This window comes from Clostridium paraputrificum (assembly GCF_900447045.1).
Taxonomy (GTDB): Bacteria; Bacillota; Clostridia; order Clostridiales; family Clostridiaceae; genus Clostridium; species Clostridium paraputrificum.
Window position 1 is genome coordinate 386,164 of the sequence record NZ_UAWH01000014.1, and the last position, 20,960, is coordinate 407,123.

22 protein-coding genes and 1 other annotated feature are annotated in these 20,960 nt (G+C 27.9%); of the genes, 17 read left to right on the forward strand and 5 right to left on the reverse strand.

Annotated elements, in window-relative coordinates; genetic code table 11:
- Both DR024_RS06855 and DR024_RS06860 read left to right on the forward strand, forming a co-directional pair.
- Positions 1-897: a sugar ABC transporter permease gene (locus tag DR024_RS06855; RefSeq protein WP_172458925.1), complete on the forward strand. Its 897-nt coding sequence runs from the start codon at positions 1-3 to the stop codon at positions 895-897.
- A gap of 12 nt (positions 898-909) precedes the next feature.
- A complete protein-coding gene (locus tag DR024_RS06860) occupies positions 910-1,992 on the forward strand; it encodes an ABC transporter ATP-binding protein (protein ID WP_027098676.1) in 1,083 nt (360 codons plus the stop codon).
- Between the two features lie 31 nt (positions 1,993-2,023).
- Here the strand turns inward: DR024_RS06860 and DR024_RS17980 are convergent, their stop codons facing one another.
- Both DR024_RS17980 and DR024_RS17985 read right to left on the reverse strand, forming a co-directional pair.
- Positions 2,024-2,509 (reverse strand): putative ABC transporter permease, encoded by a 486-nt coding sequence (locus tag DR024_RS17980; protein WP_341456884.1) that lies wholly within the window; start codon positions 2,507-2,509, stop codon positions 2,024-2,026.
- Complete coding sequence (locus tag DR024_RS17985; protein ID WP_242983091.1) at positions 2,470-2,691, reverse strand: putative ABC transporter permease; 222 nt, start codon at positions 2,689-2,691, stop codon at positions 2,470-2,472. The genes DR024_RS17980 and DR024_RS17985 overlap by 40 nt, the downstream gene beginning before the upstream one ends.
- A 185-nt stretch (positions 2,692-2,876) precedes the next feature.
- Positions 2,877-3,141 (forward strand) — a binding site (T-box leader).
- Positions 3,142-3,270: 129 nt separating this feature from the next.
- Here DR024_RS17985 and tyrS point away from each other — a divergent pair.
- Positions 3,271-4,476, forward strand: coding sequence for a tyrosine--tRNA ligase (gene tyrS, locus DR024_RS06870; RefSeq protein WP_027098674.1), 1,206 nt, complete (start codon positions 3,271-3,273; stop codon positions 4,474-4,476).
- 25 nt (positions 4,477-4,501) lie between these two features.
- Here the strand turns inward: tyrS and DR024_RS06875 are convergent, their stop codons facing one another.
- A complete protein-coding gene (locus tag DR024_RS06875; RefSeq protein ID WP_207734688.1) occupies positions 4,502-5,011 on the reverse strand; it encodes a superoxide dismutase family protein in 510 nt (169 codons plus the stop codon).
- Positions 5,012-5,106: 95 nt separating this feature from the next.
- Between DR024_RS06875 and DR024_RS06880 the strand changes: the two genes are divergently transcribed.
- The 6 genes from DR024_RS06880 (at position 5,107) to DR024_RS06905 (ending at position 11,530) form a co-directional block, all read left to right on the forward strand.
- A complete protein-coding gene (locus DR024_RS06880; RefSeq protein WP_027098672.1) occupies positions 5,107-5,571 on the forward strand; it encodes a YdeI/OmpD-associated family protein in 465 nt (154 codons plus the stop codon).
- 11 nt (positions 5,572-5,582) lie between these two features.
- Positions 5,583-5,906 carry a thioredoxin family protein gene (locus tag DR024_RS06885; protein WP_099328438.1) on the forward strand — a complete coding sequence of 108 codons (324 nt, stop codon included), beginning with the start codon at positions 5,583-5,585 and terminating at the stop codon, positions 5,904-5,906.
- A gap of 341 nt (positions 5,907-6,247) precedes the next feature.
- A complete protein-coding gene (locus DR024_RS06890) occupies positions 6,248-7,807 on the forward strand; it encodes a helix-turn-helix domain-containing protein (protein WP_055254161.1) in 1,560 nt (519 codons plus the stop codon).
- Positions 7,808-7,834: 27 nt separating this feature from the next.
- Positions 7,835-8,905, forward strand: coding sequence for a metalloregulator ArsR/SmtB family transcription factor (locus DR024_RS06895; protein ID WP_055183984.1), 1,071 nt, complete (start codon positions 7,835-7,837; stop codon positions 8,903-8,905).
- A 510-nt stretch (positions 8,906-9,415) separates the two neighbouring features.
- A complete protein-coding gene (locus DR024_RS06900) occupies positions 9,416-10,234 on the forward strand; it encodes an ABC transporter ATP-binding protein (protein WP_081663688.1) in 819 nt (272 codons plus the stop codon).
- Between the two features lie 9 nt (positions 10,235-10,243).
- Positions 10,244-11,530: an FtsX-like permease family protein gene (locus tag DR024_RS06905; RefSeq protein WP_111918392.1), complete on the forward strand. Its 1,287-nt coding sequence runs from the start codon at positions 10,244-10,246 to the stop codon at positions 11,528-11,530.
- A 35-nt stretch (positions 11,531-11,565) separates the two neighbouring features.
- Here DR024_RS06905 and DR024_RS06910 read toward each other — a convergent pair whose 3' ends face one another.
- Together DR024_RS06910 and DR024_RS06915 are read right to left on the reverse strand one after the other, a co-directional pair.
- The gene (locus tag DR024_RS06910; protein ID WP_027098667.1) at positions 11,566-12,657 is read right to left on the reverse strand and encodes an amidase domain-containing protein; all 1,092 of its coding nucleotides are present in this window, start codon (positions 12,655-12,657) and stop codon (positions 11,566-11,568) included.
- Positions 12,654-13,577 (reverse strand): M15 family metallopeptidase, encoded by a 924-nt coding sequence (locus DR024_RS06915; protein ID WP_111918394.1) that lies wholly within the window; start codon positions 13,575-13,577, stop codon positions 12,654-12,656. The genes DR024_RS06910 and DR024_RS06915 overlap by 4 nt, the downstream gene beginning before the upstream one ends.
- Before the next feature lie 186 nt (positions 13,578-13,763).
- On the opposite strand from DR024_RS06915, the gene DR024_RS06920 reads away from it, so the two are divergent.
- The 8 genes from DR024_RS06920 (at position 13,764) to DR024_RS06955 (ending at position 20,862) form a co-directional block, all read left to right on the forward strand.
- Positions 13,764-15,161 carry a L,D-transpeptidase family protein gene (locus tag DR024_RS06920; RefSeq protein ID WP_111918396.1) on the forward strand — a complete coding sequence of 466 codons (1,398 nt, stop codon included), beginning with the start codon at positions 13,764-13,766 and terminating at the stop codon, positions 15,159-15,161.
- A gap of 140 nt (positions 15,162-15,301) precedes the next feature.
- Positions 15,302-15,829: a DUF5662 family protein gene (locus DR024_RS06925; RefSeq protein WP_027098664.1), complete on the forward strand. Its 528-nt coding sequence runs from the start codon at positions 15,302-15,304 to the stop codon at positions 15,827-15,829.
- A 76-nt stretch (positions 15,830-15,905) separates the two neighbouring features.
- Entirely contained in the window at positions 15,906-17,138 is a 1,233-nt protein-coding gene (locus DR024_RS06930) for a peptidase U32 family protein (protein WP_083072839.1), read from the forward strand.
- 196 nt (positions 17,139-17,334) lie between these two features.
- Positions 17,335-17,889, forward strand: a complete 555-nt coding sequence (locus DR024_RS06935; protein ID WP_055183982.1) for a DUF5317 family protein — start codon at positions 17,335-17,337, stop codon at positions 17,887-17,889.
- The gene (locus DR024_RS06940) at positions 17,889-18,356 is read left to right on the forward strand and encodes a hypothetical protein (RefSeq protein ID WP_027098661.1); all 468 of its coding nucleotides are present in this window, start codon (positions 17,889-17,891) and stop codon (positions 18,354-18,356) included. Before DR024_RS06935 ends, DR024_RS06940 begins: the two co-directional genes overlap by 1 nt.
- Positions 18,344-18,961, forward strand: a complete 618-nt coding sequence (locus DR024_RS06945; protein WP_065254477.1) for an accessory gene regulator ArgB-like protein — start codon at positions 18,344-18,346, stop codon at positions 18,959-18,961. Before DR024_RS06940 ends, DR024_RS06945 begins: the two co-directional genes overlap by 13 nt.
- Before the next feature lie 33 nt (positions 18,962-18,994).
- On the forward strand, positions 18,995-19,120 hold the full coding sequence (locus tag DR024_RS06950; protein ID WP_034866511.1) for a cyclic lactone autoinducer peptide: 126 nt from the start codon (positions 18,995-18,997) through the stop codon (positions 19,118-19,120).
- A 59-nt stretch (positions 19,121-19,179) separates the two neighbouring features.
- Positions 19,180-20,862 (forward strand): bifunctional diguanylate cyclase/phosphohydrolase, encoded by a 1,683-nt coding sequence (locus DR024_RS06955; RefSeq protein WP_027098659.1) that lies wholly within the window; start codon positions 19,180-19,182, stop codon positions 20,860-20,862.
- Positions 20,863-20,960: the final 98 nt, after the last annotated feature.

The window sequence follows — 20,960 nt, forward strand, 5'->3', positions numbered from 1 at the left end:
ATGAAGATATTTAAAAGTAAAAAGAATGATTTGTATTTGTCAGATAGACCACCTCTTACTCCTTTAGGTAAATTAGGATTAGGAATAACTTATGCAATATTAATTACGTGGGCATGTATAGTTTTATGGCCAATAGCACAAATAATTATTTCATCCTTTAATGGTAAACAAGGAAAGTATTTGATATTAAATGATGGATTTGAATTTAGTTTAAAGCACTTTGATTATTTATTTAATAATACTTTATATTTGAAATGGATGGGCAATACACTTTTCATAGGAATAGCCACTGCAATATTAACAGTCGTAGTAATTTCATTTACAGGATATGCATATTCAAGATATAGATTTAAAGGTAAAAAGGCTTCTCTTATGTCAATAATGCTTATTCAAACAATACCAACATTTGTAGGTATAACAGCATATTTTACTATGTACTCTATAATTTCTGATATTACTCCTGTATTTACGCGTCAAATGATGTTAGTTTTAATATACACAGGTGGTGGAATTGCAAGTAATACATTTATTTTAAAAGGATATTTGGATTCAATTTCAACAGAGCTTGATGATGCGGCAAAGATTGATGGATGTTCAGGAATGCAGATATATAGACTTATAATTATGCCAATAGCAAAGCCTATGCTTGCAATAACAGCTTTATGGTCATTTATTGGACCATTCATGGACTTCTTATTACCTAAGGTATTATTAACAACACCAGCAGATTATACATTAGCAGCAGGGTTATTCACTCTAGTTAATGATATTAGAAATATGAATGAACCAGCATTTGCAGCTGGAGGATTACTTACAGCAATTCCAATTGTAATATTATTCTTAGTACTTCAAAAACAATTGGTAGCAGGTCTTTCAAATGGTGCAACAAAAGGATAGGAGAGGTGAACGATGAAGGTAACATTAAACAATATAGGTAAAAAGTATGAAAGTAGGGAAGATTTTACATTAAGAAATATAAATTTAGAGATTGAAGATAAAGATTTTTGTGTAATACTTGGGCCTTCAGGTTGTGGTAAAACTACATTACTACGTATGATAGCTGGATTAAACTCTGTTACAGAGGGAGATTTAGTATTTGATGATAAAAGAGTAAATAAGGTAGCTTCAAAGGATAGGGATATTGCGATGGTATTCCAAAGTTACGCCCTTTATCCACATATGACTGTTTATGATAATATGGCATTTTCTTTAAGTATGAGAAAAGAAAGAAAAAATATTATAAATGATCGTGTAACAGAAGCAGCAAGATTACTACAAATCGAAGAATATTTACATTGCAAACCATCTGATATATCAGGAGGACAAAGACAACGTGTTGCCTTAGGTAGAGCTATTGTTAGAAAGCCAAAGGTATTCTTAATGGATGAACCACTTTCTAACCTAGATGCAAAGCTAAGAGAGCATATGAGAGTAGAGCTTGTTAGAATTCATAAGCAAATGGAAACGACAACTATTTACGTTACTCATGACCAAGTAGAAGCTATGACAATGGCAACAAAAATTGTTCTTATGAATGATGGTAAAATACAACAAGTAGGTAAGCCAACTGAATTCTATGAAAAGCCTCAAAATATGTTTGTTGCAAGATTTATAGGATCACCTACTATTAATATGGTAAAAGGAAAAGTGGTAAAAGGACAGTTTGTTTCTGAAGACAATATAATAAAAATTACACCAAATGAAGCAGATGGAAAAGCTTTAAAAGCTTATGAAGGAAAAGAGGTATTCCTTGGAATTCGTTCTGAAAGATTCTTAAGTGGAGAATGTGAGGAGCAGTTTGAAGGTATAATAGATGTTATTGAAGTCCTTGGTAAAGAAAAAACTTTATTTGTAAAACTTAATAGTGGAAAAGATCTAGTGATAACAGTACCAGGACATTATAAATATGAAGTTGGAGAAAAGCACGTATTTGGATTAGATTCAGAAGCTCTTCATTTCTTTGACGCTGAAACTCAAAATAGAATTAATTAAAGTAGAAGGTTATGGTAATTACCATAACCTTCTACTTCTTTTTTATAACAATCATATTAGGATATATCTTTTTTAAACGTTCATCAGGGTAATGCTTGTCCAAAAAGATATCAATATGATTCCTAGTTTTTTTACCATGTGCACGACTACTTTGTCTTCTGACTGCAAGAGCAGATATTATTAAATCAATAGTTATAAATATTCCAAAAGTAAATGCTATTAATATAGCAAGTTCAGTTGGAATTTCATCTATTTTTATTTCTATGTATGGAAGAGTATGTCTTAAAAAAATTAATCCAAGTACTCCCCAATATAAAGCATATAAACCACTTGTTCTACCACCTAAGTTTAAAGGAGTTTTATTATACTGCCAAGAAATTGTTCCTATAGTTTTTTCTTGTACAAAGGAGCAAATGTATTCAAATATAGCCCCTACAACAGCACTTACTACAAAAATGATAAAAGCGTTAAAATGTTCTAGTCTATATAAAAGTATTGTAAAACAATTGCACCAAATCCATAAACAGGGCTAAAGGGACCATATATAACTCCTTTTCTACTTTCAAAACGACCATTCTTAAGATAACAATATAACATCTCAACAATATATCCTATAAAGGAGCCAATCATAAATATCAAAACTAATTTATATAAATCTGTCAAATAAAAAAATGACAACACTTTTTCAAGCATATTCATAATGTAATATCACCACCTAACTTTAAAAAAAACTATAGCACTAATTTTAAAAGATATCAATAATTGGGGTGTATAATGTATTGTTCTAGTAGTTGACAAAAAGAGCAGTGAGGAATACAATATTTATAATTTAATATTTGCATAACGAAGATTTACATTTTATATGTATTTCGGAGTATAAGATATGAAAAGCTAAGATAAGAAGAAGTAGTAATTAGGAACTCTAACAGAAAGTAACCGGATGATGAGAGGTGCAAGAAAAACTAATTATGAATACATCTTTGAGCTTCACACCGAATGATATTTAATCTAGTAGGCTGTTGACGGATCCCTGCACACGTTATAGTGCTAGAGTATTACCAATTATATGGAGTACTTGAAGAGGTAGGCAATGTAAGTTGTCTATAAACTTAAGGTGGTAACACGAAGATTTAATCTCTCGTCCTTTTGATATAAAGGATGGGAGTTTTTTTATTTTCTTTTAATTTATTATCTTAATTTGAAAGTTATCTTTAAAGAGCATTTCAAAGTCTTATAGATTTTGCTTATATTAAAATTTTAATATAAGGAGAGTTTAAAATGGTTAAAACAGTCGAGGAGCAAATGAAGATTATAAAGAAGGGGGTAGACAAGATAGTTAATGAGGAAGAGCTTATGAATAAATTAGAGAGAGCTAGCAGGAATAATGAATCGTTAACTATAAAATTAGGATTGGATCCTAGTGCACCAGATATACACTTAGGTCATGCTGTTGTTCTTAGAAAGATAAAACAAATGCAAGATTTAGGGCATAATGCTGTAATTGTAATTGGTGACTTTACTGGAAAGATTGGAGATCCAACAGGAAAAGCTAAGGGAAGAAAAGCTTTATCAGAAGAGGAAGTTCAAAGAAATGCACAAACTTATAAGGAACAGATTTTTAAGATTTTAGATGTAGATAAAACCGAAGTAAGATTTAATAGTGAATGGTTAGGCAAAATAACTTTTGATAAGGTTATTGAACTAGCATCTACAATAACAGTTGCACGTATGTTAGAGAGAGATGATTTTCAAAATAGATACAAAAATAATATTCCAATAGGTGTTCATGAATTCTTTTACCCTTTAATGCAAGCATATGATTCAGTAGAATTAAAAGCTGATATAGAGTTAGGAGGAACTGACCAAACATTTAATATTTTAATGGGAAGAACATTACAAAAATATATGGGGCAAGAATCTCAGATTGCTATGTTTATGCCTATATTAGAAGGATTAGATGGAGTTGAAAAAATGAGTAAAAGTCTGGGAAATTACATTGGAGTGAATGAACCTGCTAATATAATGTTTAAAAAAGTTATGGAAATTCCAGATAGTTTAATTATAAAGTATTTTGAACTAGCAACTGATGTTCATCCAGATGAAATAGATAGAATAAAAAAAGATTTAGATAGAGGTAAAAATCCAAGAGATATAAAATTTGAATTATCTAAGATAATAACAGCCCTATATCATTCAGAATTAGAGGTTAAAGAGGCTATTGAGTTTTATGACTTAGCATTTAGAAAAAAGGATATACCAGATAATATACCTGAGATAGAATCAGAAAGTAATATATTAATGGATTTGATTCCTATATTAGTGCAGAATAATATTATATCTAGCAAGAGTGAATTTAAACGACTTATTGCACAAGGTGGAGTAAGAGTAAATCAAGAGAAATTAAATGATATAGATTTTAAGTTAAGTGATAATGATGTAATTAAAATAGGGAAGAAAAAGTTCATTAGAGTGAAGATAAAATAGAGTATATGCCTAAATGGCATATCCCTTATTTATAGGGTCTTATTATTCCACAGGCTAACTTTTTACCAGAATTACCTGCAGGTTGACTTTTTAGGTCATCTGGATTTTCATGTAATATAAAAGATTTTCCAAGAACATCATTAACTGAAAAATAACTTGTATAAACAGATAATATACCGATTCCATTAGATGATAATATAGGGGGAAGGTCTCCTGCATGGAAAGGGTGAGGAGAGTTAGTTGGGTTATCATGGCCACCTGTGCAAGGGAAAGGATTATCAGTTGCACCAAGGCAACAATCACCTTTTTCATGAATGTGAAATCCGTGAAATCTTACTTCTTTTCCTTCAGAATTTTTCATAGGTATACCTGTAATATAAGCTTGAATATAGACTCCATTTTCTACTTGAAATAAGAAAATCTTACCCCGTATATTTGGAGCTAAAACTCCTCCTTCTAAATTAGCAAAAGCATTAGGTTTAGTAGGATTATAAGATTTGAAAATTGAATTTATAGACAAAGTTAAATTGTCCAATATTAATACTCCTTAAAAATCGATATATAAATAACTTATGATAATAAAGAAATTTAGGTGATATAATATCATTGTTAAAAAGTAAGGAGAAAATTATGAAAATATATAAGTTTAATGTTGAAATAAAAAAACATGAAGGAAAAGATGCAACATATATAGAGGTTCCAATAGATGTAGAAAAAGAGTTTGGGGCTAAAAGAGTAAAGGTTAAAGCAAAATTTAATGGTGAAGAATATAGTGGATCAATAGTGAAGATGGGATTACCGTGCTATATCATTGGTATAACCAAAGAAATAAGAAATAAAATAGAAAGAACTTATGGTGATATAATAGAAGTAGAAATTAAGAAGGATAAAGAAGAGAGAGTGGTAGAACTTCCTAAGGAGTTTGCTAATTTATTAGATAATAATATGGAGGCAAAAGAATTTTATGAGAGTTTATCTTACTCTAATAAGAGAAAATACATTCAGTGGATAACATCTGCAAAGAAAGAAGAGACACAAATAAAAAGAATGGATGAGGCAATAATAAAACTTAAAGATAAAATTAAAATTAAATAGAGGTGTTTGAGTTGTATATATTTAATTCAGCAGATGAGATTAAGAAATTAATTGATTCTAATAGAATGGTGGCTATTTATTTTTCTGGAAATTCATGTGGAGCTTGCAAAGTAATAAAAGTTAAAATAGAACATATATTAAAAAAGTATCCTAATATAAAAGCTTGTGAAATAAATGGAGAAGAACATTTAGATATAGCTACATCATATGGGATATTTTCTGTACCTGTATTCTTATTATTTATAGATGGTAAAGAATATATAAGAGTTGGTAGAAATTTAGATTTATTAAAATTAGAGAGAGATATGAATCGATATTACAATATGATTTTTTAATTTTAGAAAACAAAAAAATAGGTAGGAATAATGGGGAGCCTACCTATTTTTGGGGGTACTTATAACCGCATATAAAACTATATTAAGTTATAAAATATTTCGGCACAAATATTAAGTATGTAGAGTTGATAATATAATAGGGTATTTATAATAAACAATCAACTCTTAACTATATTTAAATTATATAATGGATACATCATTTGTTAAAGTACTCAAAATTATACAAAAAGGTATTCATTTTTAATGAAGTATATATGATATTACTCAAAAGTAAGGTATAATAAGAATTAAAATCAATATTTTGTAATTGATGGTTTGTACTTAAGATAGAGGGGATAAAAATGTATAAAGTACTTATAGTAGATGAAGGCTTTAAAAGACAAGAGGATAACTATATACATTTAGAGTGGAAAAAGTATGATCTAAGTGTATGTGATAAAGTAGTAACTAAAGATGCATATAAAGCTATAAAATTTCATAATCCTGACATTATTATATTGAATAATAATTCTTATGAAGAAATTTTAGATGTATTAAATGAAACAGGAAATAGTTCAATAAATGCAGAATTTATTATTGTAAGCTCCTATGATAATATCCAGGTTATAAATGAAAGATATAGTGGTAAGAAATTATATTTTTTATTTAATCCATGTAATAGTCTTAATATTATTAAAGAAGTATTAATAGTGAAAAAAGACTTAGAGGATAAAAATAATGAAGATAATATAAGTGTATTTAGAAAGAATATACCTATAGTTAAAGAAAGTATTTTAAGAGAAATGCTTCATGGAAACATTGATGATTTCAATGGAATAATGGAGATTATAAAATTATATACCATTAATATTATAAAGTCCCCAATAGTAACTACAATTATAGATATTGATGATGAGTTTGAAGCAAATAAACTAAATGAGACGTTAGATACCTTAAAGGATTATATATATAGACAGTTTTCAAGCTATAAGCATTATGAAGTAGTAAAAGATAAGAATGTTCTTTTGTTAGTTGTGTGTGTTGAAGAGGGGATAACCTATGATGAAATACTAAATGATTGTAAATTAATAAAAGATAAGATTAAGATATACTTTGATACTTCTGTAACTATGGCTGTAGGAAAAATATTCAATTCATTAAGCGAATTATCCAAATCATATAAATCAGCAAAATCAGTTTTGGAATTTAAAATGATTTATGGAGATGGACAAGTAATAAGTACAAAAAACGTAAGAACTTATTTGGCTGAATTAGATTTTTATCCTGTAGATGAAACTAAGGACATAATAGATTCATTTAAAGCTAATGATGAGGAAGGAATTTATAAGAATGTAGATAGATTTTATTCCTCTCTTATAAATAATGGAGCTTTAAGTAAAATTCATATACAAGAGGCTACAAATAGATTATTAGGAACTATATGCAAGAAGTGCCTTGGTAATAGTAGTATAAAGTCAAAATACTATAATAAGATAATAGTATATGAGAGAATATTGAAGTGTAATACTATAGATAAAATAAAGTGTGAAGTTAATGGATTTTTAAAAGAAATTAAAAGGCAGACAAGTTTCCATACTGATAATGAACTGATTAAGTCAGTAATTTTATATATAGATAAAAACTATAGTGATACTGAATTATCTTTAGCTAAGGTAGCAGATGAAATATTTATAACACCAGTTTATTTAAGTAAGTTATTTAAGCAGGAAACTGGGGTTAACTTCTTAGACTTCATACATAAAGTTAGAATCGATAAGGCTAAAAATTATTTATTAGACAGTAATATAAAAGTTTATGAAGTAAGTTTATTAGTTGGATATTCTAATGAAAAGCATTTTTCAAAGAAATTTAAAAAGTATGTTGGGAAAAGCCCTTCTGAATATAGACAAGATAATGTATAAGTAAGGAATAAATTGGAATGGTGTGAGATGGATAGTGTTCAATTATTTAAAGCATTAGGTGATAAGTCTAGATTAAGAATAGTAAATACATTAAGGATTGAGGGACCTATGTATGTGGAGTTATTATCTCAAAGGTTAGAGTTAGCTCAGTCTACAGTGTCTTTTCATCTTAAGAAACTTGAAGAGTGTGGCATAGTTAAATCAAATAAAGAACAGTATTATGTAGTATTTTCATTAAATACAGAGTTGTTAGAAAGTAAAGTAATAGATTTAATTAGTAGTACTAATAGTGATTTAGACGAACAAAAAGAAAGAGAAATAAAATATAGGAATGAAGTTTTAAAAACCTATTTTAAAAATGAAAGGTTAACTTCTATTCCAGTTCAGAAGGAAAAGAAAAAGATTATATTAGAATATATAGTACGAGGTTTGAATGCAGAAGAATCATATACTATAGGAGCCTTAAATTACATTTTATATAAATATACCATGGATATAGAAAAGCTAAGAGAGGAATTAATTCAAAATTCTTATCTATATAGTAGGGAAGGAATATTTTTTCTAACTAATACTGCTAGAGAAAAGGTAAGAGAATTTTCTATACCTAGCTTATTATCTAAGTATATTTTTAAAAGTGAAGAAGCAGTATTTTATATAAAGGAACAAGTGAGTGTCGATATAAAGAATATTAATGATACTAGCAATATATTAAACTCAGAACTTGTTTTCACAGATAAGGGTAGGATATTGATCCATTTAGTTTTGAAAAATAAGGTGTTTGGGAAATTAGATTATATTTATGCATATACTTATTTTGATAAAAATGATAATGTTATAGATTTCAAATCATATGAGAAAATATTTGGAATAGATATATACGAGAAAGTAAATGGATATGATATTGTTGATAATAAAAAGATAAAATGTTTGAAGAAGGATAACAAGACAATTTGTACTGGTGAAAAATTGAAGGTTGTAGGTGAAAATGGAATTGGTGGTATTCCAACCTATGCAGATATAAGATTTGAGCTATTAAATAGTGAGTTTGAAGATATAGTAAATAGAATAAAGGTAAAACTTTTTGAGATGGATGATTAGTAAAAAACTAATCATCTTTTTTATTTATTAGCATAGAATACAGTGAAAAATTTATTTCGATAAATATAAAAATAGATTGTATTACCCATAAAAAGGAAGTACAATAATAATATGGAATATGGTGAGGTGATTAATATGTCAAATGAAATTAAAAGTGTATTAGAGAAAGAAGAAAAGGTAATTTATAAAGTGATAAGCTCTATAATTGTAAATTCACTTATGAATCATTTAACTAACGATGATGACAAAAGGGAATATAATAATATATGCATCCTGTTGACTAATAAAGGAAGCGTAATATTTACTAATGAAGAAGATGAATTATTATTTTATTTTAAGCAAGGTAAAGATATAAAAAGATTTACCTATTATAAAGATAATGAAAAAGTGATTATTAATATTAATAGGTTACCATGTAAGGTGAAAAAAACAGGTGTTTTTACTCCAATGTCCTTTATAACTTTAAAGTTGTCATTAAGTATTGAAGAATTTAAGTTTATAGAAAATAAGATGGATATAAAAATATTTGATGAGGATGTAACGATAGAAGAGGGTGAAGAATTAGTAGAAAATTTGTTAGTTGGTAAGAACTTATACAAGATATACGGAGAAGGAAAAGAAGAATGTATTGCTTTAAATGGTATTGATATTACTGTGAAAGAAGGCGATTTTACATGTATTATGGGACCATCTGGATCAGGAAAATCTACACTTATAAATGTTATTTCTACTATAGATGAAGTATCAAGAGGGAAAATATTCTTTAAGGGAAAAAATTTGCAATCCATGAAGGAAAGGGAATTAAGTAAATTTAGATATGAGAATCTAGGATTTATTTTTCAGGATTTTAATCTTTTAGATAATTTAACTGTAAAAGAAAATATAGCTATTCCATTAATTTTAGCTTCAAAGCCCAAAAAAGAAATTATAGAACGAGTTAATGAAATTTCAAGTAAATTAGGAATAACCCAGTTGTTAAATAAATATCCAGCACAGTGTTCAGGTGGACAAAGTCAAAGAATTGCATGTGCAAGAGCTTTAGTTAGTAATCCTAGAATAATAATAGCTGATGAGCCAACAGGTAGTTTAGATACTAAAAATTCTCATGAGTTATTGAAAATGTTAAAAGAATTAAATGATGAAGGAATAACCATTATTATGGTTACCCATGATAATATTATTGCAAGCTACTCGAAAAAATTGATTTTCATTAGAGATGGTAAAGTGGAAGCGGTTTTAAATAGAGGAGAAGAAAGTCAAAAAGAATATTTCTATAAGATTGTCGATATTACTTCAAAAGATTCTCAAAATTTAATAGATATGTTATAGGGGGAGCTTATGGGCGTATTTAAGTATATCTTTTTAACAATAAAAAATGATTTAAAAGAAAACTATTTTTATATGATAACAATGACTATGTCTATAGCCATAATATTTGTAAGCTTCAATATAATATATAATGAAGAGATTGTTCCGCAAAGATCATATGAATATACAATTTTATCGATATTAGGAGTTGTAGTTTTAAGTGTATTAATACTATTTATGATATTTGCAAACTCATATTACTTAGAAGATAAGTATAAAGAATATGGAGTTATAACACTATCAGGAAAATCTACATTTGAGATATTTATAATAATTTCAGTGAGAAATCTTATAATGAGTTTAGTTGCTATTTTACTTGGGTGTATTCTAGGATATATTATTAATCCAATTATTATGAGAAAAGTTTTTCAAATGATTAATATAGAAAATCCAACATCCTATGTATGTACACAATCTTTAGCAATAACTATAATAATGACAATTGTAGAATGTTTAGTGGTATTTCTAATAAATTCAGGACAAATATACAAAAAGAAAATTAAGGAATTAATAATAAAAAAGAAAAGTAGCTTTATTCCTAACGTTAAAAGGTCAAAAATGAAGATGTATATATATATAATCTTTTATTCTATTCCTTTGATTTCACTTTTATTGCCTGTATCAAGGAAAGATATAGCATTTGTAATGTTAGCAGCTATAGTAACATCTATTTTTGGTATTCAAGGAGTAGTAAGATATGTAATTCCAAACGCTTTAGCTGATTATAAAAATAAAAATTTTATAACTGATAAGATAAAGTTAATTATTATAAGTAACTTATATACATCAATAAAAAGGTCTACATCCTTAGTATTAATGTATATAATAACTGCAGTAGTTACAATTGTAGTCATAGGTCAGTATCAAGAATATAGTGTAATAAATATCTTTGCTTTAGCGAGTTTTATATTTGTTGTTGTAATATTAAATTTTACAATAATGTATAAGTTCTTTATTGAAGCTTATAGAAGAAAAGAAAATTTTGAACAATTAAGACTTTTAGGATATTCATATAAAGAAATAAGTAAAATAATATTAACTGAAGTAATAGCGTACTATTTTATAGTAAATATCCTTGTATTGATTCAAATAACATTAGTTTTCTTGGCAAGTAACTTAGCTGGTTTTATCAGCATAATGTTTGTGCTAAAGGTTTTAGTACAGTATATATCTATAACAGTATTTTTTGGAATTATATCCTTAGTTGGATATAAGAAGATAGCCTGCAAGAAGACAAGTGTAAGAAGAATAAGTTAAAAAATGAGCTGTATCAAAAACTGATACAGCTCATTTTAAAAATGTACTCTAATTAGCCAGAATTTCATTTTTTTATCACTCCAACCTAAGTCCCAAGGAACGTCACATCTATCTGTATTGTGACATGTTACTAAAGTATATCCTTTAGAATCTGCGCCACTTACAACAGAAATATGTGTAATATCTCCTTTTTTTTCATAGGCTACAAAGTCACCAGGAAGAAGTTTATAAGAATCTTTGTAGACTTTTTCGTAGTTTCCTTTAGCAATTAGAGAAGCTCTTCCGCTGTAAAGCCAATAAGAGGTAAATTTATCTGCATTGACCCAAGAGGCACTAGGACTTCCTTTATCATAATTCCAGGAGGCGTTTTTCTTAAACTTTCCACCCTCATGAAGTATTTGGGAAGCAAAGTTAGCACAGTCTCCGCCTTCGGGATTAAAGTCTCTATAATCTTTATTATATTTAAATTTTGTATCTTCTGTAGAAGCAGCACCACAGTACTTCTTTGCATATTCTATGGCTGATATTCTTCTCTTATCTAAATTAGAAAAGTCTCTAGCCGGCTGAGATTTTATATATTCCTTGATTGAATCAACTTTTATATTTTCTAATTGTAGTGAATCAGCAAAGGGGTCTGTATACCATTCCTTTGTAATTATCCATTCACCATCCTTTTTAGTAAGCTGGAAGGAATGATATGTTCCAATTTTACATCTATTTACCTTAAGGGGTTCATCAGGATATATATAATTATATTCAGTATTACATAGTATATAGAAGGAACACACCTTTTCTCCAACATTTGTTTTTCTAAATACTATTTTAGGTATAATACTTGTTAATTTTATGCCTTGTTTTTGGGCCCAATTATTAATATATTTTACTTTTCTTTCTTCGTATTCATATGCCCATTGTCCATTTCTAGTACTGGTATCATAAAGAGAATGAATAGAATCTAAATCTTCAGTTAATATAGATTTACTTTTTATTAAAAATATATTTTCTACATATTTTTTCATTTCATCTTTAATTGACTCTGTATCTGCACTAATAGTTTTGGGAAAGTATGTGATTATTGTTGAGCATAGTAATATAAAAATAATAAGTTTTGTTACAAAGTGCTTCATGAATATTCCCCCTCTTTAAGTGTATTATCTATTAGTTCAATACATTTTTTTATATGTTCATCATTAGAAGGAACACCATGAAACCAGGGTTTATCTAAATCACTATTACTAAAATATTTAGCTTTTATTATTATTTCAGGTCTATATTCAAAATGTAAGATGTCAAAGTGGCCCCATTTACCGCCCCACACAAAATTATTATTTTCAAATGCCTCAATAAGCTCCCTTGGATACTCTAATAATCTGGATCTACCTTTTTCAGGTGAGGTCCACTTCCAATAATCCCTAGGATCACTTTTTAAATCTATTGCTATTCCGTAAGAGTGAGCACTTAATCTACCAGTTCCAGATATTATTCTATAATTATAAGTACCACTAGCAGGATATAATATTGCTCCAATATCATTTCTACTCTGTGCTAATGGAATAACTTCTTTCAAAGCCTTTTCTAAAGAAATATTTGCATTGTTTTTAGAATTAAATTGATAGTTGGTATACCCATATTTTAAGGGTTTTAAGTTTTTTTCTATAGCAATTTTTGAAGAGCCATATACCTCATTCAATAATTCATAATTTCTTATTCTTCCAGGTTCAAAATTTTTCTCCATAATATTCTCTATTATGTTTAATGGATAGATTTGTTCTAAGGTATCTTGTAAATCAGCATTTGCTAACTTTTCATCATGTGTTTTTTCTTTTTTATCATCATATAAGATTTTCTTCCCAGAGGTCATAACACAATATACCTTATCATTTTCTTTAACAACGCCTTGCACTGACTCTGGATATGCAATCATAAGAGTTAATATATCTTGTTTCATAGTTCGTTCATAATTATTAGTTTCATTAGCTTTAGGAATTATATATATATTAGAAAATATTAATAAAAAGCTTAGAATACCTACTAATATCTTTTTCATACGCATAACCACCTTATTAATTTATATAGGTATAGGTTATCCAAAGAATTATACCAATATGTACTTAGTTTAATATGAAAAAATAAGCAAAAATGTTTTAAAATCTACTAATAAAACATAGTATAAAGTAGCATAAAATAAATGTTTTTATATGATATTTATATAACAATTTAAGGAGTCTTGTACATGGAGGGGCATGGTAAGAAAAAGAGGCAAAATAAAAGGAAGTTGGTGATTTTTACAATACTAGGTACTGCTGTAATATTATATTTAGCTTTTGCAATCTATTTTAAAGATAGATTTTATTTTGGAGCTTCTATTAATAGTATTAGTATATCTGGAAAAACTGTAAATGAAGTAAAAGGGGACCTTTCATTAGATGGTGAAAATTATTATTTAACAATTAAAGAAAGAGGAGGAATTGAGGAAACAATAAGTGGGAAAGATATTGGGCTATATTTTGATATAAATGAAGAAAAAATTGAAGATATAAAAGATAAGCAAAATCCATTAGGGTGGATAAGCTCTTTGTTTTCTAAAGAAGAATATAAAGTAGAAAAATTATTGAAATATGATGAAGAATTATTAGAAAAAAAGATAAATGAATTAAAATGCTTTAAGGAAGAAAATATGATAAAACCTAAAAATCCTAATTTAGTATATAGTAATTATAAGTATGATATTATTCCAGAGGACAACGGTAAATATATAAATAAAGAAATCCTTGTAAAAAGTATAAGTGATGCTCTAAATAATCACAAAAAAGAAATAGATTTAGAGAAAGCAGGTTGCTATACAAAGCCTAATTACAATTCCAATTCTAAAGAGGTAATAGATGCTAAAGCTATAATGGATAAGTATGTATCTTCAAAGATAACATTGAAGATTCTAGATAAAAGCCAATATATAGATGGAAACACAATAAGTCAGTGGCTAACATTAGATGAAAGTTATAATGTTGGATTAGACAAGACTAAAATAACATCCTATATAAACAATTTAACTTCTAGTTATAATACAGTAGGTAAAACTAGAAGTTTTAAGGCATCTTTAGGAAATATAGTTAATGTTTCTGGAGGCGATTATGGTAGAAAAATTAATAATACTGGATATGTAGACGAGGTGGTTTCTGCAATAAAGAATGGACAGACTGTTACAAAGGAATATAGTATCACCCAAAGTACAGTAAATGGAACAAGCTCCGATATTGGAAATACCTATGTAGAGGTTAATTTAACAAAACAGTATATATGGTGTTATAAAGATGGAGATCTAGTTGCTGAAGGGGATATTGTAACAGGTAATGTGAGCAGTGGATGTGCAACTCCACAAGGTGTGTACACGCTAAAATCTAAAGAAAGAGATAGAATTTTAAGAGGTCCTGGTTATGCATCACCAGTAGCATACTGGATGCCATTCAATGGTGGTATAGGTCTTCATGATGCGACCTGGAGAAATAGTTTTGGAGGAAGTATATATAAAAATAATGGATCTCATGGGTGTATAAACTTACCCTATAATGTAGCAAGTAAAATATATAATAGTATAAAGGTTGGAGATCCAATAGTATGCTATTTTGAATAATTTTTTTAGAAAGCTCTTACCTTGTTAAGAGTTTTCTTTTTTTATATGACTTAGAGCTTTGTAATGGAACAACCAAAATAAATATTCACTCCACTTTTTTATTTAATAGTGATATATTTTTATTGTTAGGGGGGACGGAGATGAATTTTATAAATCATTTTAAAACAATAACAGCACATAAGTTATTAGTAATGAAATATTGCTTTAAACTAGGTTTGTATAAACAAGGGCTATTACATGATTTATCAAAGTATTCTTGGATAGAGTTTTCAGCAGGAATAAAGTACTATAAGGGATATGTAAGTCCTAATGGTATTCAAAAACTAAAAGAAGGGTGTTCACCAGCATGGCTTCATCATAAAGGTAGAAATAAACATCATTTTGAATATTGGATAGACTATGGAATAAGGGAAGAAGATGGATTAATGGGAATGAAGATGCCAACAAAGTATGTAGTGGAAATGTTTGTGGATAGAATGTGTGCATCTAAAAATTACTTGAAGGAAAAATATGAGGACAGTAGTTCATTAGAATATTATGAAGAAAGAAAAGATAATTATTTAATTCACCCTGAAAGTAGAAGATTATTAGAAAATTTGTTGAAAATGTTAGCTGAAAATGGAGAGGAAAAAACTATTCAGCATATAAAGAAAAAAATACTAGTATAATTATTATTTTATATTGATAAAAAATAATAATTTTGATAAGGTCATATATAGTGATATTAGATGTAAGGTGGTAAACATGATTATGAAATATAAAAAACCTGAACTACTTGCACCAGCAGGCAATTTAGAAAAGTTAAAGATAGCATTTCAATATGGAGCAGATGCAGTTTACTTTGGAGGTAGGGCGTTTTCTTTAAGAGCAGCAGCACAAAATTTTTCTTTTGATGATATGAGAGAAGGAGTTAAAATAGCTCGTGAATTAGGGAAAAAGATGTATTGTACAATTAATGTAATGCCTAGAAATGAAGAGATAAAAGAGATGATTCCTTATTTAAAAACTCTTGAAGAAATAGGAATTGATGCAGTTTTAGTATCTGATTTAGGTGTTTTATCAGTAGTAAAAAAGCATACAAATCTTCCTATACACATAAGTACACAAGCTAATACGATAAATTATGAAGCTTGTAACATGTGGGAAACACTTGGAGCAGAACGTGTTGTACTAGCAAGAGAGTGTTCCTTAGAGGAAATAGAGAATATAAGAGGAAATATATCTGAGAAATTAGAATTAGAAGTGTTTGTTCATGGAGCTATGTGTATATCTTATTCTGGAAGATGTCTACTTTCAAGCTATATGACTGGAAGAGATTCTAATAGGGGATCTTGTGCACAATCTTGTAGATGGAAATATTCATTAGTAGAAGAAAAGAGACCAAATGAGTACTTCCCTATAGAAGAAGATTCTAAGGGAACATATATAATGAACTCAAAGGATTTGTGTATGATAGATCATATACCTGAATTAATGAATGCTGGAATTTCATCTCTTAAAATAGAAGGAAGAAATAAAAGTGAATATTATGTAGCTTTAGTTGTAAATGCATATAGGAAAGCCATAGATTTATATTATGAAAATCCAGAAGAATATAAGCTTCCAAAAGAAATTAAAGAAGAATTATATAAAGTAAGCCATAGGGAATATTATACAGGATTCTTTTTTAATGAACCAAAGAGTGAAGGATTAATATATAATACAAATTTCCATGTTAGAGATTATGATGTGGTAGCAATTGTTTTAGATTATGATGAAGAAACAGGAATAGCTACATGTAGACAAAGAAATAAATTCGTACAGGGTGATAAGGTTGAAGTTTTATCTCCTACAGAAATGGGAAAAGAATTTATTGTAAGTGAATTATATAATGAAGATGGAGAAAAAGTAGAAGGATGTCCACATCCAGGAATGATATGTAAGGTAAAGGTTCCATTTAAGGTGGAAAAAAATACGTTTATTAGAAAAGAATTATAGATTTAGTTTTTCTAAAAAGACAATTATATGTAATATAGTTGTCTTTTTTTAACGTCTAGAAAATTATAAATAGTATATATTCCAAGGTATTAAGAATTTTATAGATACAATTGTAGAAAAAAAAAACATAAAGTGATAAAATGAAAGTGGTAAAATAGAAAATTAAGTTAGATGTACATTAGAAAGTAGGAGAAGCATGTTAGAAACTATATTGCTAGCTTTTTTGTTTGCAAAAATTAAAAAGCTTGATATAAAACCTATTTTTAAAACATGGCATATATATCCCATAGTTGTTTTAGAAATTATAAGTATAATTGGACAAGTTATGATTTTTAATGAGAACTATCAAATGTTAAGAATAGTATCCTTTTTAAAAACTATATATCTTACATCATATTTATTTTTAGTATTTAAATATGAGATATACAATATAGCATTGATAGGAGTTGCTTGCGTATTTGGTGGGGGAATTTTGAATGATTTAGCAATTAAAGCAAATGGTGGGTTCATGCCGGTATTTCCTTCTATCTCATATATAACTGGATATGTAAAGCCAGAAAGTTTTAATGTTGTAAAGGATATCCATGTTTTAGGTAGTAGTGCTTCTAAATTTAAAATTTTAACTGACTATATAGACTTAGGATATAGCATCTTAAGTGTAGGAGATGTATTTATAAGAGTATTCGTTTTCTTGGTAATTTTTTATTCCATAAAAAAATCTAATGATAAGTATCTGGAGGTGAATATATAATGTTGAGAATAACTTTATTTGAATTCGTTTTTAGAGGAATTCCAGAGTTAGTACTATTTATTCTAGCAGCGTATATTTTTTCAAGAACAAAAATACATAAAAGAGATTTTATAATAGCAATTTTAGTATCCAATGTAGGTGTATTTTTAATAAGAAACCTTCCTATTGGTTATGGGGTACATACTATTTTAAATATAATTTTTCAAAGTGTTGTAGTAATAAGAGTTTGCAAAATTGATCCTATTAAAACTGTAAAAGCATCAATTTTATCAACTATAATATTATTTGGATCAGAATTTTTGAATGTAGGTTTACTTAATATTATCTTTAAAAATGATATTACCATTATGTTTGAGAATATTAAAATAAAGACTATATGTGGATTACCGTCTTTGTTAATTTTTGCTATATGTATATATTTGTATAATTTATATATGAAAAAGAGGGAATATAAATGCTTGGCGTAGAGAAATTATGCAAGAGGTTATCTAGTTTTATTTCAAAAGAATTAGACTTGGAGAAAGATAAAGAAGCTGTAGTTAATTACGGGATTTTTTCATTAATCCAGATATTTATGTCAATAGGGTTAGTGATAGTGTTCGGATTAATCTTTGGAGTGCTAATAGAAGCACTTATAGCTTCCTTTACTGGAAGTTTATTAAGGAAAAGCTCTGGCGGGGTACATGCAGATTCACCTGGAAAGTGTACAGCAATAGGAACAGTAATGTGTGTAGGAATAGGGCTAATAAGTAAAAAAATAGATATTTCTATAAGCCTTATGATACTTATAGAAATATGTATATTTATTTGGTCTTACATAATTATATTTAAATATGCACCAATAGACAGTTTGGCCAAGCCTATAAAAAAAGAAGAAAAGAGAATGAAATTAAAAAAAGCTTCAATAGTGATATTAACTATCTATTTAATAATTATCACTTTAAATACTATATTATTCCACTTAAGTGGGGAAGAGAAATACATAGTATACAGTTTGTGTATGTGTTTTTCTATAATTTGGCAGGTATTCTCGCTAACTAAAAGTGCTCATTATTTATTTGGTAAGAATTAGCTATTGGAAATAAAATTAAAGGCAGGTGATAAAATGAAAAAGAAAATTTTAATGTCTTTAGCAGCAATATCAACTTTCATAGCTTCAATAGTTGCTACTTCTGCTTGTACATGGTATTTCTATCAACCAGAAGAACCAGAATGCTTAAGAGACAAATAGCAAGACTAAGCGTAATGAGACCTTAATAGGTCTCATTACAAGTTTAGAGGTATGAGAAGATGAATAAAGTTAAAAATACAAAAGAAACTCAATTAAGAAACATAATAGATATGATAAAGATAATATCATTATTATCTTTAGGAATTATATTATGTAAGTATTTATATGATAGAAATACAATTTCGCAAGAAAATCCATATGAAGTATTTAGCTTAAATATAGTTATTTTACCATTACTATTTTTGCTTATTATTTATGTAATATGGATTAGTTCAATCTCTACAAATTCTAATAAGTGGTACATAAATATATTAAAGAAATATGAAATGGAGATATATATAATTTTATTTTCAGCTATAATTATATTTTTTGGAGGATATGAGAGCGAATATAAGTTCTTGTATTTATTCCTGATTATATCCGCAACTATACAAGATGGTATGAAAAAAGGCCTAGGTGTAGCTGGAATTTCATCCGCTATAATCTTGGTTATAGATTTAATTATTGGATTTAGCGATAAGGTAAATAACAACTTTGAAAAAGATTTGATTTTATCAGCTATTTTTATTGTAACTGCTTGGATATTAGGGATATATGTAAGGATAGAACAGGAGTATATAGAGCATCTAGAAGAGGTAGTAAATAAAGATGGTTTAACAGAAGTGTATAATCATAGATTTTTTTATGATAGTTTAAAGAAAATGATAAGTGAATGTAAGGAAGAAAAGATATCTTTAATATTCTTAGATATTGATTATTTTAAGCATTATAATGATTTGTATGGACATCAAAAGGGAGATGAAATATTAAGAGGTATAGCTAAGCTTATATCTGATAAGGTAAGAGAAGGTGATATAGTAGCAAGGTATGGGGGAGAAGAGTTTGCTGTTATATTACCCAATACAACAGAAGAAGAAGGCTTAAAAGTTGCAGAGAAATTGCGTGAAGAAATTGAGCTTACGTATTTTTATGGAGAAGAGAATCAACCGAATGGGAGAATAACAGTGTCTATAGGTGTATCTGTATATCCTGATAAAGCTAAGGATGATTTAGAACTAATAAAAAGTGCAGATGATGCATTGTACAGAGCAAAGTTTTTTTCTAAGAATAGGGTTGAATCCTATTCTTCAGTTTTAGATGAAATAACTAAAAATATTGAGGGGAAAGATATAGAGCTTGTAACATCAATAAAGACTTTTATTAGTATCATAAATGCTAAAGATAGATATACATATGGACATGTTGAAAGAGTAGTTATATATTGTAGGGCTATTGCGGAGGAATTGAATTTATCTAAAAGTGATAGAGATACTTTAATATATGGTGCTTATATGCATGATATAGGGAAGATTAATATAGATGAAGATATACTTTGTAAGAAAATGAAACTTTCAGATGATGAATGGATGCAGCTTAAAAAGCATCCTGAAAATGGTATCAAGATAATAAAGCCAGTTAAAGCACTTAGAAATGTTATACCATTGATTTTATATCATCATGAAAGGTATGATGGAAAAGGGTATCCTAATAATTTAAAAGGAGAAGAAATTCCATATCTAGCAAGAATACTTACTATAGCTGACAGTTTTGATGCTATGACAACTAATAGACCATATAATGTACGAAAGAGTTTTAAGGAAGCAGTGGAAGAGTTAAGAAGGTGTAGTGGTACTCAATTTGATAAGGAAATAGTAGAGGTATTTATAAAAGCATTAAGTAAAAGTAATACTTTAATAAAATAAAAAGAACTTTGAAATTTCAAAGTTCTTTTTATTTTATGCACAAAGCTCATTGTAGTATATTACATATTTGTATAAAATAGTAATATAGGTCAGAAAGA